Annotated in this window: 11 protein-coding genes; 4 read left to right on the top strand and 7 right to left on the bottom strand. The window is 72.2% G+C overall.

All coding sequences use genetic code 11. The annotated features are described in order from the left end of the window. Nucleotides 1-2: 2 nt before the first annotated feature. From J2S44_RS42230 to J2S44_RS42245, 4 genes are all read right to left on the bottom strand, one after another. Nucleotides 3-983, bottom strand: coding sequence for an ABC transporter permease (locus J2S44_RS42230; protein WP_310429209.1), 981 nt, complete (start codon nucleotides 981-983; stop codon nucleotides 3-5). Then, on the bottom strand, nucleotides 980-2,116 hold the full coding sequence (locus J2S44_RS42235) for an ABC transporter ATP-binding protein (protein ID WP_310429211.1): 1,137 nt from the start codon (nucleotides 2,114-2,116) through the stop codon (nucleotides 980-982). Before J2S44_RS42235 ends, J2S44_RS42230 begins: the two co-directional genes overlap by 4 nt. Before the next feature lie 132 nt (nucleotides 2,117-2,248). Beyond that, nucleotides 2,249-3,931 (bottom strand): ABC transporter substrate-binding protein, encoded by a 1,683-nt coding sequence (locus J2S44_RS42240; RefSeq protein ID WP_310429213.1) that lies wholly within the window; start codon nucleotides 3,929-3,931, stop codon nucleotides 2,249-2,251. A gap of 105 nt (nucleotides 3,932-4,036) precedes the next feature. Then, nucleotides 4,037-5,035, bottom strand: a complete 999-nt coding sequence (locus J2S44_RS42245; RefSeq protein ID WP_310429215.1) for a LacI family DNA-binding transcriptional regulator — start codon at nucleotides 5,033-5,035, stop codon at nucleotides 4,037-4,039. A gap of 275 nt (nucleotides 5,036-5,310) precedes the next feature. Between J2S44_RS42245 and J2S44_RS42250 the strand changes: the two genes are divergently transcribed. Beyond that, on the top strand, nucleotides 5,311-6,435 hold the full coding sequence (locus tag J2S44_RS42250; RefSeq protein WP_310429217.1) for an FAD-dependent monooxygenase: 1,125 nt from the start codon (nucleotides 5,311-5,313) through the stop codon (nucleotides 6,433-6,435). 63 nt (nucleotides 6,436-6,498) lie between these two features. Here the strand turns inward: J2S44_RS42250 and J2S44_RS42255 are convergent, their stop codons facing one another. After that, entirely contained in the window at nucleotides 6,499-7,515 is a 1,017-nt protein-coding gene (locus J2S44_RS42255) for an aldo/keto reductase (protein WP_310429219.1), read from the bottom strand. 86 nt (nucleotides 7,516-7,601) lie between these two features. Between J2S44_RS42255 and J2S44_RS42260 the strand changes: the two genes are divergently transcribed. After that, nucleotides 7,602-8,192: a TetR/AcrR family transcriptional regulator gene (locus J2S44_RS42260; RefSeq protein WP_310429221.1), complete on the top strand. Its 591-nt coding sequence runs from the start codon at nucleotides 7,602-7,604 to the stop codon at nucleotides 8,190-8,192. Here the strand turns inward: J2S44_RS42260 and J2S44_RS42265 are convergent. Both J2S44_RS42265 and J2S44_RS42270 read right to left on the bottom strand, forming a co-directional pair. Next, nucleotides 8,189-10,978: a GH92 family glycosyl hydrolase gene (locus J2S44_RS42265; protein WP_310429223.1), complete on the bottom strand. Its 2,790-nt coding sequence runs from the start codon at nucleotides 10,976-10,978 to the stop codon at nucleotides 8,189-8,191. The genes J2S44_RS42260 and J2S44_RS42265 overlap by 4 nt on opposite strands. Before the next feature lie 95 nt (nucleotides 10,979-11,073). Continuing rightward, entirely contained in the window at nucleotides 11,074-12,324 is a 1,251-nt protein-coding gene (locus J2S44_RS42270) for an ROK family transcriptional regulator (RefSeq protein ID WP_310429225.1), read from the bottom strand. Between the two features lie 160 nt (nucleotides 12,325-12,484). On the opposite strand from J2S44_RS42270, the gene J2S44_RS42275 reads away from it, so the two are divergent. Beyond that, the gene (locus J2S44_RS42275; RefSeq protein ID WP_310429227.1) at nucleotides 12,485-13,846 is read left to right on the top strand and encodes a GH1 family beta-glucosidase; all 1,362 of its coding nucleotides are present in this window, start codon (nucleotides 12,485-12,487) and stop codon (nucleotides 13,844-13,846) included. A 302-nt stretch (nucleotides 13,847-14,148) separates the two neighbouring features. Next, nucleotides 14,149-14,751 (top strand): thymidine kinase, encoded by a 603-nt coding sequence (locus J2S44_RS42280; protein ID WP_310430157.1) that lies wholly within the window; start codon nucleotides 14,149-14,151, stop codon nucleotides 14,749-14,751. The last annotated feature ends 80 nt before the right edge of the window (nucleotides 14,752-14,831 follow it).

Consider the following 14,831-nt stretch of genomic DNA (forward strand, 5'->3'; position numbering starts at 1 on the left):
CCTCAGCCCTCCCTTCGGGTGCGCGGGTCGAGCGCGAGGTAGGCCAGGTCGGCCAGCAGGTTCGCGGCGAGCACGGACAGCGTGATCACCAGGAAGACGCCCTGCATCAGCGGGTAGTCCTTGGCGCCGACCGCCTGGAAGAGCTGGAAGCCGAGCCCGGGATACGAGAAGACGATCTCGACGAGCAGCGTGCCGCCGACGATGAAGCCCAGCGAGAGCGCGAAGCCGGACACGTTCGGCAGCAGCGCGTTGCGGGCCGCGTAGGCGAGCGCGACCCGGCTTTCCGGCAGCCCCTTCGCGTGCGCCACGGTGATGTAGTCCTCGGCCGCGACCGTGACCATCATGTTCCGCATCGACAGGATCCAGCCGGAGACCGACGAGATCAGGATGGTGATCGCGGGCAGGATGCTGTGCTGGAGCGCGCTGCCGATGAACCACTGGTCCCAGGCGGGGATGAGCCCGGGCTCGTAACCGCCGGACGACGGGAAGAAGCTGCCCGGCCCGGCGAGGACCGTGATCGCGATCAGGCCGAGCCAGAAGTACGGGATCGAGGAGAGGAACGTGGTGGCCGGCAGCAGGCCGTCGACCCAGGAGCCGCGCCGCCAGCCGGCCAGCACGCCGAGCAGCGTGCCGATCGCGAAGCTGATGATCGTGGTGATGCCGACCAGCAGCACGGTCCAGCCGATGCTCTCGCCGATCACCTGGGAGACCGGCGCGGGGAAGAACGTGAACGACAGTCCGAGGTCGCCGCGGAGCAGCTGCCCCCAGTAGTCGACGTACTGGCCCCAGAGCGGTTTCTGCTCGTCCAGGCCGAACAGGATGTAGAGCGACTGGATCGCGTCCGCGTTCAGCTGCCCCTGATAGCGGGAGATCATCGAGCGGACCGGGTCGCCGGGGATCAGGCGCGGGATGAAGAAGTTGAGCGTGATCGCGGCCCACGCGGTGAACAGGTAGAACGCCACGCGGCGCAGGACGTGCTTCACGACGCCACCTTGCCCACCGCCGGGCGCGACGCCGCGGCGCGTGTCGCGCCCGGGCGAGACGACTCCGCACGCGACTCCGCACGCGACGACGCGACCGTGGCCGGGTCGTACAGCCAGCACGCGGCCCAGTGCCCGTCCGCGTCACCCACGGTCAGCCGGGGCGGCAGCTCGGCCGTGCACCGGGCCATCGCGGCCGGGCAGCGCGGATGGAACCGGCACCCGGCCGGCGGTGCGATCAGGCTCGGCGGCTCACCGCCGCCGCGGTCCTCGGGCGTGTGCGCGGCCGCCTCACGCGCGGAGCCCTGGATCGTGTCCGGGTCCGGCGCCGACTCGATCAGCAGCCGGGTGTACGGATGAGCCGGCCGCTGCGTGACGGTCTCGCTGTCGCCGCCCTCGACCATCCGGCCGGCGTACATCACCAGCGTCTCGTCCGCGAAGTACCGGGCCGAGGCGATGTCGTGGGTGATGTAGAGGATCGCCAGGTGCAGTCGCTCCTTGAGGTCGCGCAGCAGGTTGAGCACGCCGAGCCGGATCGACACGTCCAGCATCGACACCGGCTCGTCCGCGAGCAGCACCTCCGGGTTCGCGCCGAGCGCGCGGGCGATCGCGACGCGCTGCCGCTGCCCGCCGGACAGCTCGTGCGGGAACTTGTCCAGGTAGCGTTCCGGCGGCGTGAGGTGGACGCGGGTGAGCAGCGCGTGCAGCGCGGCCTCGAGCTCGGCCTTGGTGCGGCCGCCGTTGCCGTGGATGCGCAGCGACCGGGTCAGGTGGTAGCGGATCGTGTGCACCGGGTTCAGCGACGCGAACGGATCCTGGAAGATCATCTGCACTTGGCGGGCGTACGCGCGGAACGCCCGGCCGCCGCGCACGGTGCTGACGCTGCCGTGCAGCCGGATCTCGCCGGACGTGCGCGGGTAGAGCTGGGACAGCAGGCGGGCCACGGTCGACTTGCCGGAACCGGACTCGCCGACGAGCGCGGTCACCCGGCCGCGGCGCAGCGTGAGCGTCACGTCGTCCACCGCGTGCACCACGCGGGACCTGCGGGCGAGCAGGTCGGCGAGGCCTCGTCGTACCGGGAAGTGTTTGGTCAGTCCGTCGGCGGAGAGGACCGCCGTGTCGTCACTCGGCGTCATGCCGGGCTCCTCGAGACAGGGGGTGCGGTCCTCCCCGGGCGGCGGTGGCACACCCGGGGAGGACCGGCGGGAACGGAGCTGGCCTGCGGCCCGCCGCGGGGGCGGGGGCCGGGGCGGCAGCCGGGGAGAGGATCAGGCGCCGGCCGGCTTGAGGCGCAGGATCACGTCGACCGCGTTGGGCTGCGTGGGCTGTGCCGGGGCGTACGGGTCCTCGGCGGACGGCCAGCCGACCCAGTTCTTCACGTTGTAGGCGCCGCCGGCGTTGTCCGCGCCGACCGGGATCATCGGCATCTGCTCGACGAAGATCTTCTGCAGCGTGTTCATCGCGGTGGTGCGGGCCGCGTCGTCGGTGGCGTTCGCGTACGCCTCCAGCGCGGCCGTGGCCTCCGCGTTGTCGAAGCGGCCGAAGTTGCCGTTCTGAGCGGCCTCGCCGATCGGCTTGAGCAGCTTGCCGTCCATGATCGTCTGGTACATGTCGTACGGGGTCGCGCCGCCGTTGGTCCAGCGGAACGAGGCCTCGAACGTGCCCTCCTCGATCGACTTCTGCCAGGCGTCCTGGGTGGCCTTGTCCAGCGTGGCCTCGATGCCGATCTGCGAGAGGTTGTCCTTCACGATCTCCAGGCTGGTGATGTAGTCGGACCACGGCGCCGGGTCGGTCAGCTTGATCTTGACCGGCTTGCCGCTCCTGTCCTTCAGCGTGGTGCCGTCGAGCGTGTAGCCGGCGCCGGTCAGCAGCGCCTTCGCGCCCTCGACGTCGACCTTGTGCGTCTGGCCCTTGTACTCCGGCGCGATGTAGGGGTCACCGGCCGGCGTCGGGATGCCGGTCACCGAGGTGATCTCCGGGTGGAAGTAGCCGGCCGCGGCCTGCACGAAGATGTCGTTCCGGTTGATCACCATGTTCATCGCGCGGCGCAGCACCGGGTCGTCGAACGGCTTGACCGTGGTGTTGATGTAGAGGCCGTGGATGCCGATGACCGGGGCCGGGAAGATCTTGTTGTTCTCCGGGTCCTTGTCGATGTAGACCGTCTGGTAGTTCGGGATGAAGACGAAGCTCCACTCCGACTCACCGTTCGCCAGCGCGGTGGTCTGCGCGTTGTTGTCGTTGTACGACGTGTACCGCAGCTCCTTGACCTGCGGCAGCTGCTGCCAGTAGCCCTCGGTGCGGACGGACAGCGTGGTGGTCTGCGGCGTGAACGTCTTCAGCGTGTACGGCCCGGTGCCGACCGGGTTCTTGATGATGTCGGTGGACGGGTCCGCGATCTGCGACCACAGGTGCTTCGGCACGATCGCGATGTCGCGCAGGATCCGGGCCTCGTTGACGAACTGCGGCCGCTCGAACACGATCGACGCCTGGTTACCGGTCGCGGTCGCGGAGACGATCGGCAGCGCGAACCGGTTGATCGCCGGCGTCTTGCCGATCAGGTCGTAGGTGAACGCGATGTCCTCGGCCGAGAACGCGGTGCCGTCCGACCACTTCGCACCCTCGCGCGCGGTGACGGTCAGCGTCTTGAGGTCCGCGCTCCAGCTGTACTCCTGCGCCAGCCACGGCTTCGGCTTGTCGGCCGGCCGGATCACGTTCGCCAGCGCGAGCGGCTCGTAGATCTGCCAGCGGTAACCGAGGATGGAGGCGGAGGACGACTCCAGGAACGGGTTGTGGTTCTCGGTCTGCGGGCCGTTCGGCATGCCGATGTTGAGCACGGTCGCGGCCTCGCCGTTGCTGCGGTTCGCGTTCGGGCTCTCGCCGCAGGCGCCGAGCGCGGCGGCCGCCAGCACGCCGGCGAGCGCCATGGCGACGGTTCTCCTGGTGGGACTCATGCGGTCCTGCTCCCTGTCTTCTGAGGTGTGGTGCCCGGTGCCGGGGCGTGCGGGATCGCGCCACGGCGTACGTACCGTCGCGGCTGGATCCTGTTTTGTGGTGATTTATCGGCCGGTGGTGGACTCGCGGGTGACGAAGGTGGTCGGGATGGTCACGGGGTTCGCGGGCAGCGGTGCGCCCGCGAAGTGCGCCAGCAGCAGGCGGGCGGCCGCGTCGCCCATCTCCCGCAGCGGCTGGCGCACGGTGCTCAGTGGCGGTTGCGCGTGCGCGGCGAGCGGAAGGTCGTCGAAGCCGACGACCGCCACATCACCGGGTACGGTCCGGCCGGACTCGACAACGGCCTGCATCGCGCCGGTGGCGGACAGGTCGTTGTGCGCGAACACGGCGTCGAACCCGGTGCCGGCGCTGCGCAGCACGGCCTCCCGGCCGCACCGGTAGGAGAAGTCGCCCTCGAAGACCAGCGCCGGGTCGATCGGCAGCCCGGCCTGCGCGTAGGCGTCGGCGAATCCGGCCACCCGCTCGCGCGTGCAGCCGAACGTGACCTTTCCGGTGATCACGAGCGGCCGGTGCCGGCCCAGCGCGATCAGGTGTTCGCCGGCCGAGCGGGCGCCCGACCGGTTGGTGGTGCCGACGGACGGGAACATCGGCCGGCGCGCGGCCCGGTCGTCGATCAGCACAACCGGCAGCCCGCCCGCGTAGAGCTCCGCGATGTAACCGGTCTGGCCGTCCGGCTCGACGACCAGCAGGCCGTCGAACGCGCGGGCGGAGACCTGCTGCGCGAACTGACGCATCGAGTCCTCGCCGCGGTTGACCGTGAACAGCAGCAGGCCGTAGCCGGCCGCCTCCATCGCGTCGACCGCGCCCTGCAGCACCTCGCCCATCCAGGGCCAGGTCAGCGACGGTACGAGCATGCCGACGATCCGGGTCCGGCCGCGTGCCAGACCGACCGCGCGGGCGCTGGGCACGTAACCGAGCTCGGCGATCACCCGCCGGACCCGGTCCGCGGTCTGCGCGTCGAGGTCGTCCTTGCCGTTGAGCACCCGGGAGACGGTGGTCTTGCTGACGCCCGCCGCCGCGGCCACGTCCGCGATGGTGATCGTCAATCCACCCACCTCCTCGAGCCGTGTCGGCGCGGTTGACGACACGTTCGGAACCGGTTGCGGAAGCGGTTCCGTGGGGGGAGTCAACCGGAGTGAGCTGGGCCACGTCAATAACGGCCGGGTAACGAACCACGCCTAACTTCAAGCCTTGTAGAAAGTGCGAGAGAACGCTCTCTCGGAATTGGGACGTTCCGCCACGCATCACCCGTGATCACTGATCGTCGCGATCGAAACGTTATGATTTGGATCTGGCCCGATGCTCCGCTTGACTGGCGACCGTGAGAGCACTTGTGGTGGGTCTCGGCGTCTCCGGAATGGCCGCGGCGATCGCCCTGTCCCGGGCCGGCTGGACGCCGGTGATCGTGGAGCGGGCACCCGCACGGCGCACCGGCGGATACTTCGTCGGCCTGTTCCCCGCGGGCAAGAAGGCCGCGGACCGGCTCGGCGTCCTCGACCGCATGCACCTGCGCACCCCCACCGACCACCGGACCTGGGCGGTCGACGCCGGCGGTGAACGACGGCGCAGCATAGGCTTCCTCGACCAGCCCGGCCAGCCCGAGGGCACCATGCGCGGCGACGTGGAGGCCGCGCTCTGGGACGGGCTCGCGCCCGACACCGAGATCCGGTTCGGCACCGGGCCGCTCTCCCTCCGGCAGACCGGCGACGCGGCCTGGGCCGACCTCGGCCGCGGCGAGGAGCGCTTCGACCTGGTGGTCGGCGCGGACGGGCTGCGTTCCACCGTGCGCCGGCTCGCGTTCGGCCCGGACGAGCGATTCCTGCGCCCGGCCCGCTCCATGATCTGCACGTTCGCGCTGGACGCGCCGGTGCCCGGCTACTCCGGCTCGGACCAGCTCGCGCTGGTCGAGCCCGGCCGCGCGCTGTGGGTCTTCCCGTACCGGGACCGCCCGCCGACCGCGCTGTTCGCCTACCGGGCCCGCGACGTCGACGCGGAGCAGCGGCGCGATCCGGCCGAGGCGCTGGCCGCCCGCTACGCCGGCATGGGCGAGCCGGTGCCGTGGGTGCTGAACCGGCTGGCCCACGCGCCGGAACGGCTCTTCGACTCGGTGCGGCAGGTCCGCATGCCGCACTGGCACCGGGGCCGGGTGGTGCTGCTCGGCGACGCCGCCTGGTGTCTCACGCTCTACTCCGGCATGGGCGCCAGCACCGGCATGATGGGCGCGGCCGCGCTCGGTGACGCGCTCACCGCCGGCCTGCCGCTGCCCCGCGCGCTGCGCGCGTGGGAGCGCACGATGCGCCCCACCATCCGCGCCCACCAGCTGATCGCGCACGTCAAGGGCGAGGGCTTCGTCCCGTCCAACCCCTTCAACCACGGGGTACGCCGATTCGTCGTCGGCCAGGCCGCCAAGCTCCTGATCCGCAAGCCCCGCCCGGCGATCGTCTGAGCCTCGCCCGCCCGCGGCGCGGACGGGCCTCCCGAGCGCCGGCCCCCGGTGCCGGGACGGCGCCTAGGCGGCGGCGCGGGCGACGGCCGGGCGACGGCGCAGCCCGGGGACGGTCAGCGCGGGCGGCACGAGGGCCTGGTCGAGCGTGCCGACGTCGGTGCCGGGCGGGACGATCGCGTCGATCCGGTCGAGGACGTCGTCGGTGAGCCGCACGTCCAGGCCCGCGATCAGGTCGTCGAGGTGCCGCGCGGTGCGGACCCCGATCAGCGCGCTGGTCACGCCCGGATGCGCGATCGCGAACGCCATCGCGAGGTGCGTCATCGGCAGTCCGGCCTCGGCCGCGAGCGGGAGCAGTTCCGCCGCCACGTCGATCCGGCGCTCGTCGCCGAGGTGCCGCAGCATCCCCGCCCGCCGGAGATCACCGCCGGCGCCGCGCACCCGGCCGGTCAGCAGACCCTGGCCGAGCGGGCCCCAGACCAGCGTGCCCATGCCGAAGCGCTGGACGACCGGCAGCAGCTCACGCTCGATGCCGCGGTTGAGGATCGAGTAGACCGGCTGCTCGGTGTGGAACCGGGCCAGGCCGCGGCGCTCAGCCACCCACTGCGCCTCCACGATGTCGGACACGGGCGTGTGCGACGCGCCGATCGCGCGCACCTTGCCGTCCCGGATCAGGTCGGTGAGCGCGGACAGCGTCTCCTCGACGTCGGTGGCCGGGTCCGGGTAGTGGATCTGGTACAGGTCGATGCGGTCGGTACGCAGCCGGCGCAGCGAGTTCTCCACCGCGGTGACGATCCAGCGGCGCGACGTACCCCGGCGGTTGGGGTCGTCACCGGCCGGGCGGCCGAACTTGGTGGCGAGCACGACGTCGTCCCGCCGCCCGTGCAGCGCCGCGCCGATGACCTCCTCCGAGTCGCCGTACGCGTCGGAGGTGTCGATCAGGTTGATGCCGGCGTCCAGCGCGCGGTGGATCAGACCGGCCGACTGCTCCGGCGTGTTGCCCATGGCCGTGGCCAGCATCAGCCCGCCGAGACCGTACGGACTGACCCGGATGCCGGTCCGGCCGAGGGTGCGGTACCTCATGTTCTCTCCCTGCGGATACGATAAGCGGAAAGCTTTTCCGGAACTATACGGAAAGCTTTTCCGGTTACGCAAGAGAGGTGACGGCCATGACCGATGAACCCCGCCGCCGGCGCGCGGACGCCCGGCGCAACGTGGACGCGCTCCTGGAGGCCGCGCGCACGGTCTTCGCCACCTCGGGCGTGGACGCGCCGGCCAAGGAGATCACCGACCTGGCCGGCGTCGGCGTCGGCACGCTCTACCGGCACTTCCCACAGCGCGCCGACCTGGTCAAGGCCGTGGTGGAGACCGGCATCGACGCGGTCGCGGACGCCGGGCCGCACCTGTGCGCCGCGTACCCACCGGCGGAGGCACTGGACCGGTGGGTACGGCGGTTCGCCGAGCTGCTCGCGACCAAGCGCGGCCTCGCGTCCGCGCTGCACTCCGGCGACGCGGCGTTCGCCGGGCTGCCCGGTTACTTCGTGGCGCGGCTCGGACCCGCGCTCACGGTCCTGCTCGACGCGGGACGGGCGGACGGGTCGATCCGGGACGACGTCGCGGCCGAGGACGTGCTGCACGCGATCACGCAGCTGTGCCGTCCCGTCCCCGGCCGCGACCCGGACTACCACCATCGCATCGTGGCGGTCTTCGTCGACGGACTGCGCCGTCCCGCACCCACGTCGCCGGCGACCGCCGCCTAACCCACCGGGCCGTACACCTCGAACTCCGGGATCCGGGCGGCGTCGTCGTGGCCGGCCTCGGTGACGGTGAGCCGGACGTGCCGGGCCGGGACCGCGGTGACCGGGTGGTACGTGCGGCTGTCGCGCATCCCGGACGCGCTCACCGCGGTGGTCCAGGTGATGCCGTCGACCGAGGTGGCGATCGTGTACCCGCGGGTGTTCAGGTCGGTCGCCTCGCCGCCGAGCCCGGCGTTCTTGAGCACGAACCCGGTCACGTCCCGGGTGCCACCGAGGTCGACCCGCAGCGTCGGGTCGACCGTGCCCTTCGCGCACCACTTGGTGCCGAGGTCGCCGTCGAACGCGCGGGCCGGCTCCTCACCGGCCGCGCAGACGGCGGCCCCGGTCGCGGGCCGGCCGGCAGCCAGGTTCGGCCCGAGGTCGGGTGCGGGCGGCACCGGGGCGGCGCCGTCCTCGACCGACGGCGGCACGTCGGCCGGGTTCGTTCCCCAGGCCGACGGGCTCGCGCCCATGGTGTACGTCAGGCTCCTGCCCGCGCCGATGCCGATCTCCGCGAACAGGTCGGAGTACCGCAGCCACGACCGCGTGACGGCGGCGTCCTGGAGCGTGACGCCCTGCACGTACGGGTTGGCCCGGCCCGCGCCCGGTGCACTGATCTCCAGGTCGCCGCTCGCCCGGCTGATGACGATCCGCGGGAAGAGCGGGCCGTGCAGCGCGAGGACGTCGCTGCCGGGCGTGACCGGGTACATGCCGAGCGCGGCCCAGACGTACCAGGCGGACGTGGAACCGAGATCGTCGTTGCCGGGCAGGCCGCCGGGGCTCGAGTTGAACGTCTCGGTCATCACCCGCCGCACGACCGCGCTGGTCCGCGCGGGCACACCGGCGTAGTGGTAGATCCACGGCGTACCGTGCTCGGGCTCGTTGCCCATGTAGAAGTACGGCGCGGACAGGCCGCCGTTGAGCTGCGTGAAGTGGTGGTCGAGCCGCTGCACCGCGGTCTGCGGGCCGCCCATCAGCGCGATCAGCCCGCGGTAGTCGTACGGCACCATCCAGGTGTACTGCGAGGCGTTGCCCTCCGCGTAGCCGTTCCCCGGGGCGCCGAAGGCCGGATCGAGCCGCGCGGCCCAGGTGCCGTCCGCGTTGCGCGCCTGCAGGTAGCCGGAGACCGGGTTGTAGACGTTGCGCCACCACTGCGCGCGCTCGATGTACCGGTCGTAGCGCGCGGTGTCGCCGAGCGAGCGGGCGTACTGCGCGACGGCGAAGTCGGACGCGGAGTACTCCAGCGACGTGGCGGCGTTGCCCGGCACGTACCGCCGCGCCACGTAGTCGGCCTGGTCCCCGCGGATCGGTTTGCCCTGCATGAGATCGCCGTTCGCGTTGCGGTCCATCAGGTCCAGCGCGGCGGCCGTGTCGAAGTTCCGCACGCCGAACGCGCGCAACGCCGCGACCACGATCGGTCCCGGGTCACCGGGCATCACGTAGTTCTCGTTGTGAGCGTGTCCCCACTTCGGCAGCAGTCCGCCCTGCTGGCCGGCGAGCACCAGCGACTTCGCCATGTCGCCGGCCTCGTTCGGTGCGACCATCGCGATCAGCGAGGCCCAGGAGCGGTAGATGTCCCAGCCGGAGAAGTTCTGGTAGACCGGGTGCGTCGCCGTGTGGACCAGGTCGTCGTAGCCGCGGTACCGGCCGTCCCGGTCGCTGGCCAGGTTGGGGTTGACCATCACGTGGTAGAGGGCCGTGTAGAACGTCGTCAGGTCGTCCGGGGTGCCACCGCCGACCCGGATCCGGTTCAGCACGTCGTTCCACCGGTCGTGGGCGGCGGTGCGCAGTTGCGAGAACGTGCGGTTCGCGCTCTCCCCGGTGAGGTTGCCCGCCGCGCCGGCCGGGTCCACGAACGAGATGCCGACCCGCATCTCCACGGTGTCGTTGTCCCGGGTGTCGAAGGTCAGGTAGCCGCCGGTCCGGACACCGCTCACGGACGCCACGCCCGGCGACACCGTTTTGTAGTGCCAGGTGCCGACCGAGCTCGGCGCCCGGTCGAACTCGATCCGGTAGAAGATCTTGTAGGTCTCCGACGACACGGTCGGATTGTTCTCGTTCGGCGGTTCCTGCTCCTCGCAGAAGCCGCCGCCGGTTACCGTGCCGGTGACCGTGTTGCCGCTGATCGAGATCGCGCCGTCCCGGTTACCGGTGGCGCTCCGGCTGCTGTTCAGCAGGACCCGCGCCGCCGTCGTCCGCGGGAACCTCATCCGCATCGCCGCGGTCCGCTCGGTGGCGGTCGTCTCGACGACGGTCTCGGTCGCGTCCGCGTTGCGCAGCGTGGTCTGGTAATACCCCGGTTCCGCGCTCTCCTTGGCCGGCACGCGCGTCGCCCGGTACGACGTCCAGGTCGTACCCGGTGATCCGGTGAGGTCGCCGACCAGCGGCAGGATGCCGATGTCCTGACTGTTGGCGCAGCCGGCCCCGTTGAGGTGCGTGAGGCTGAACTGGCTGATGTGCACGTCGTCGTGACGGTAACCGGACGGCGACGCCGTCGGGCTGTCCGGGCTCAACTGCACCATGCCGAACGGCAGCACCGGGCCGGGCAGCGTGTTGCCGGCCCGGCCGCCGGGCACCGGGTGCGCCACGGAGCTGAACCCGGTGCCGATGAACGGATCGACGTACGGCGTGAGGTTCGCCCGCGGCAGTTTGATCGGCTCGGCCGCGCCGGCGGCCGGTGCGAGCACGGTGCCGACGGCGGAGGCGAGCAGCGCGACCGCGAGCGCTCCCGCGGATGTTCTTCGGCGCACGGATGTCCTCATTCGACGATGGGAGGATGAACCCCGCCTTTATATGCCATCCCCGGTCACCACGGGGGGCCGTGCCCACCGCGCCCTCGGCCGGATCAGCGGCGGCGCCGGGTGACCGAACGTGTGGCGGCGGTGGGGGCGCCGGTGGCCGCGGTGCCGCGGGCCCCGCCGTCGGCGATCAGGCGGGCCACCGGCAGCGTGGCCGCGCCCATCGCGACCGCGTCCGGGCCGAGCTCGCAGAGGTCGATGGTGACCTGTTCGAACGGCCGGCGCAGCGCGTGCCGCGCGGTGGCCTCGCGGATCTGCGGCAACAGGGCCTGGCCGAGCGCGAGACCGGCCCAGCCGCCGAGCACGATCCGCTCCGGGTTGAAGAGGTTGACCAGGGTGGCGAGGCCGGCGCCGAGGTAGCCGGCGGTGTCCGCGAGCACCTGCGCGCCGGCCCTGGTGCCGTGTGCGGCGATCACGGCGGCGAGCGCGGACTCCTCGTCGGCGCCGGGCGCGCGCTTGCCCCGGTTCGCGATCCGGTACCGGTCCAGCACGCTCTCCGCGCCGACGTAGGCCTCCAGGCAGCCCCGCGAACCGCAGCGGCAGTCGCGCCCACCGTAGACGATCGGGGTGTGCCCCCACTCCCCCGCGCTGGAGTGCGCGCCCCGGTACGACGCGCCGTCCGCGATCACGGCGGCGCCGACGCCGGTGCCGACCATGGCGACCACCGCGTGCCGGGCGCCGCGGCCGGCGCCGAACCACATCTCGGCCTGGCCGAGCGTCTTGGCTCCGTTGTCGACCAGCACCGGGATGTCGGTGATCTCGCGCAGCATCGCGCCGAGCGGCACGCCGTCCCAGCCGAGCGTCTGCGCGTGCACCACGGCGTCGCCGTCGACCACGCCGGAGACCGCCACGCCGAATCCGAGCACCGCGGCCGGGTCCGTGCCGGACTGCGCGGTCACCGAGGCGAGCCCGTCGCGCAGGTACCCGAGCACGTCGGCCGGTGCGGGACGGGTGGACGGGATCGGGAACTCGGCCTTGGCCAGCGGCGTCATCGCCAGGTCGAACAGCTCCACCTGCACCCGGGTCTCGCCGACGTCCGCGCCGATGACGTGGCCGAAGCCGGGCGCGACGCGCAGCAGGATGCGTGGGCGGCCGCCGTCGGAGTCGACCGAGCCGGCCTCCTCGACCAGGCCTTCCGCGACCATCTCGCCGATCAGGTTGCTGACGCTGGCCTGACTGAGCGCGGTGGCCTGGGCGAGCTCGTGCCGGGAGACCGGCCCGCTGCGGTAGAGGGTGCTCAGCAGCACGGAGCGGTTGGCGCGGCGGACGTCGCGCACCGTCGTCCGTTTCGGGTCCATGGCCGGGCATCTTCCTTCGTCGTGAGGGGCGCGTCCAGCATGCCGCATGCGCGCGGGCTACAGCATGAACCAAGCCGTGAAGGCTCTTGAGTCCGGCCGCGGTCCTGGTTTAATAACGTCGTAAATTAAGTGCTGAAAGATCACCATCGGAGGAGCCTCAGTGCGCGAGTTCGCCGCCCTTCCCCCGGCCTTCGTCTGGGGGGCCGCCACGTCGGCCTACCAGATCGAGGGGGCCGTGTCCGCGGACGGCCGCAAGCCGTCGATCTGGGACACGTTCTGCCGCGTGCCCGGCGCGATCGACAACGGCGACACCGGCGACGTCGCCGCCGACCACTACCACCGCGTGCCGGAGGACGTGGCGCTGATGAAGCGCCTCGGGCTGGACGCCTACCGCTTCTCGATCGCCTGGCCGCGGATCGTCCCGGACGGGCGCGGGCAGGTCAACGCGGCCGGTCTCGACTTCTACGACCGGCTCGTCGACCGGTTGCTCGCGGCCGGCGTCACACCGTTCGCCACGCTCTACCACTGGGACCTGCCGCAGGCGCTGCAGGACCTCGGCGGCTGGCCGGAGCGGGACACCGCGTACGCGTTCGCCGACTACGCGGCCGTGGTCGCGGCCCGGCTCGGTGACCGGGTCACCAACTGGATGACCATGAACGAGCCGCTGTGCAGCGCGTGGATCGGGCACCTCGACGGCACGATGGCGCCCGGCGAGACGTCGCTCGCGCGCGCGGTTCCGGCCAGCCACCACCTGCTGCTCGCGCACGGGCTCGGCATGGCCGCGGTCCGCGCGCACTCCCCGCGGCCGGCCGACGTCGGCATCGTGCTCAACCTCAGCCCGATCGAGCCGGCCAGCGACCGGCCGGCGGACGTGGCCGCGGCCCGGCGCGCGGACGGGCACACCAACCGCTGGTGGCTGGACCCGGTCTTCGGCCGCGGCTACCCGGCCGACATGATCGCCACGTACGGCATCGCGCCGCCGGTGCGGGACGGCGACCTCGAGGCGATCGCGGCACCGACGGAGTTCTTCGGGCTCAACTACTACTTCCGGCAGCTGATCGCGGACGCACCCGAGGCGCCCGCGCCGCACGGCCGCCAGGTGCCGGTCGAGGGCGCGCTGGAGACCGCGATGGGCTGGGAGGTCCACGCGGCCGGCCTGGAACAGCTGCTGCTGCGCGTCACGCACGAGTACGGCGCCCGGAAGATCTACGTGACCGAGAACGGGTCGGCCTGGGCGGACGCGCCGGGCCCGGACGGCACGGTCGAGGACAAGCAGCGCACCGCGTACCTGGAGGACCACCTGGCCGCGTGCGCGTCCGCGGTCGCCCAGGGCGCGCCGCTGGCCGGCTACTTCGCGTGGTCGCTGCTGGACAACTTCGAGTGGGCGTACGGCTACGACAAGCGCTTCGGCCTGGTCCACGTCGACTACGACACCCAGGTCCGCACGATCAAGAACAGCGGCCACCGGTACGCGGAGATCATCCGCAACCACCGGGCCGAGGTGGCCTCGCCGGTCGCCTGACGGCACGTGGTTCCCCGGCACCCGACGGCGGCCGGGGAACCGCGCGCCGCCGCCGTACCGCCGGGAAGGGAGCCCTCCGGCGGTGCGGGGTGATCACCGACACGCCCCGCCGATCCGGGGCGGGAAATTCGGGCAAAGGCGCCCAATCGGGTCCGGTTCGCCGACGGCGCGGCGGGTGGCGCGTCCGGTGGCGGGGCGAGCCGGGTCGCACCCGTGCGTCTGTCGCGGGGCGGGCCACCCGTCACCGGCTATGCTCACCGGCCGTGAAGAACGACTCCGCGCTCGCGACCACCCACTCCCCTCTGCCGGGGCTCGGCGGCAACGGGCCCGGTGCCCGGCTGACGTTCTACTGGGGGCCGATGGACTGCGGCAAGTCGACGCTCGCGCTGCAGATGCACCACAACCACGGCCGGCAGGGGCGCCGCGGGCTGGTGCTGACCCGCAACGACCGCTCGCTCGGCCCGAAGGTCACCACCCGGATCGGCCTGGCGCAGGACGCGATCGAGGTCACCGACGACCTGAACCTGTGGGACCTCGCGTACGGCAAGGTCGACTACCTGATCTGCGACGAGGCCTGCTTCTACACGGTGGACCACATCGAGCAGCTCGCCGACCTGGTGGACCGGGCCGGCGTGGACGTGTTCGCGTTCGGCCTGGCCAGCGACTTCCGTTCGCGGCTGTTCCCGGCGTCGCAGCGGCTGTTCGAGCTGGCCGACGAGGTGCACCGGCTGCAGGTCGAGGTGCTCTGCTGGTGCGGCCGCCGCGGCCACCTGAACGCCCGGATCGTCGACGGCCAGATCGTCCGCGCCGGCGAACAGGTGGTGATCGGCGACACCGCCGCGCACGCGGAGGTCCGCTACCAGGTGCTCTGCCGCCACCACCACCGCAGCGGCACCCTGGACTGACCCGCGGGTACCGGCGACGCGGACCGGCCGTCGCCGGCGGCGCGAGACCGACAGAAACCCCGTGACGGTCAGCCGACGAT

This window comes from Catenuloplanes niger, from assembly GCF_031458255.1.
GTDB lineage: Bacteria > Actinomycetota > Actinomycetes > Mycobacteriales > Micromonosporaceae > Catenuloplanes > Catenuloplanes niger.

What these genes read in the sequence shown, in the direction of transcription:
- J2S44_RS42235 (WP_310429211.1), bottom strand. Translation starts at nt 2,116, where the DNA reads ATGACGCCGAGTGACGACACGGCGGTCCTCTCCGCCGACGGACTGACC.
- J2S44_RS42240 (WP_310429213.1), bottom strand. Translation starts at nt 3,931, where the DNA reads ATGAGTCCCACCAGGAGAACCGTCGCCATGGCGCTCGCCGGCGTGCTG.
- J2S44_RS42255 (WP_310429219.1), bottom strand. Translation starts at nt 7,515, where the DNA reads ATGAGGTACCGCACCCTCGGCCGGACCGGCATCCGGGTCAGTCCGTAC.
- J2S44_RS42260 (WP_310429221.1), top strand. Translation starts at nt 7,602, where the DNA reads ATGACCGATGAACCCCGCCGCCGGCGCGCGGACGCCCGGCGCAACGTG.
- J2S44_RS42270 (WP_310429225.1), bottom strand. Translation starts at nt 12,324, where the DNA reads ATGGACCCGAAACGGACGACGGTGCGCGACGTCCGCCGCGCCAACCGC.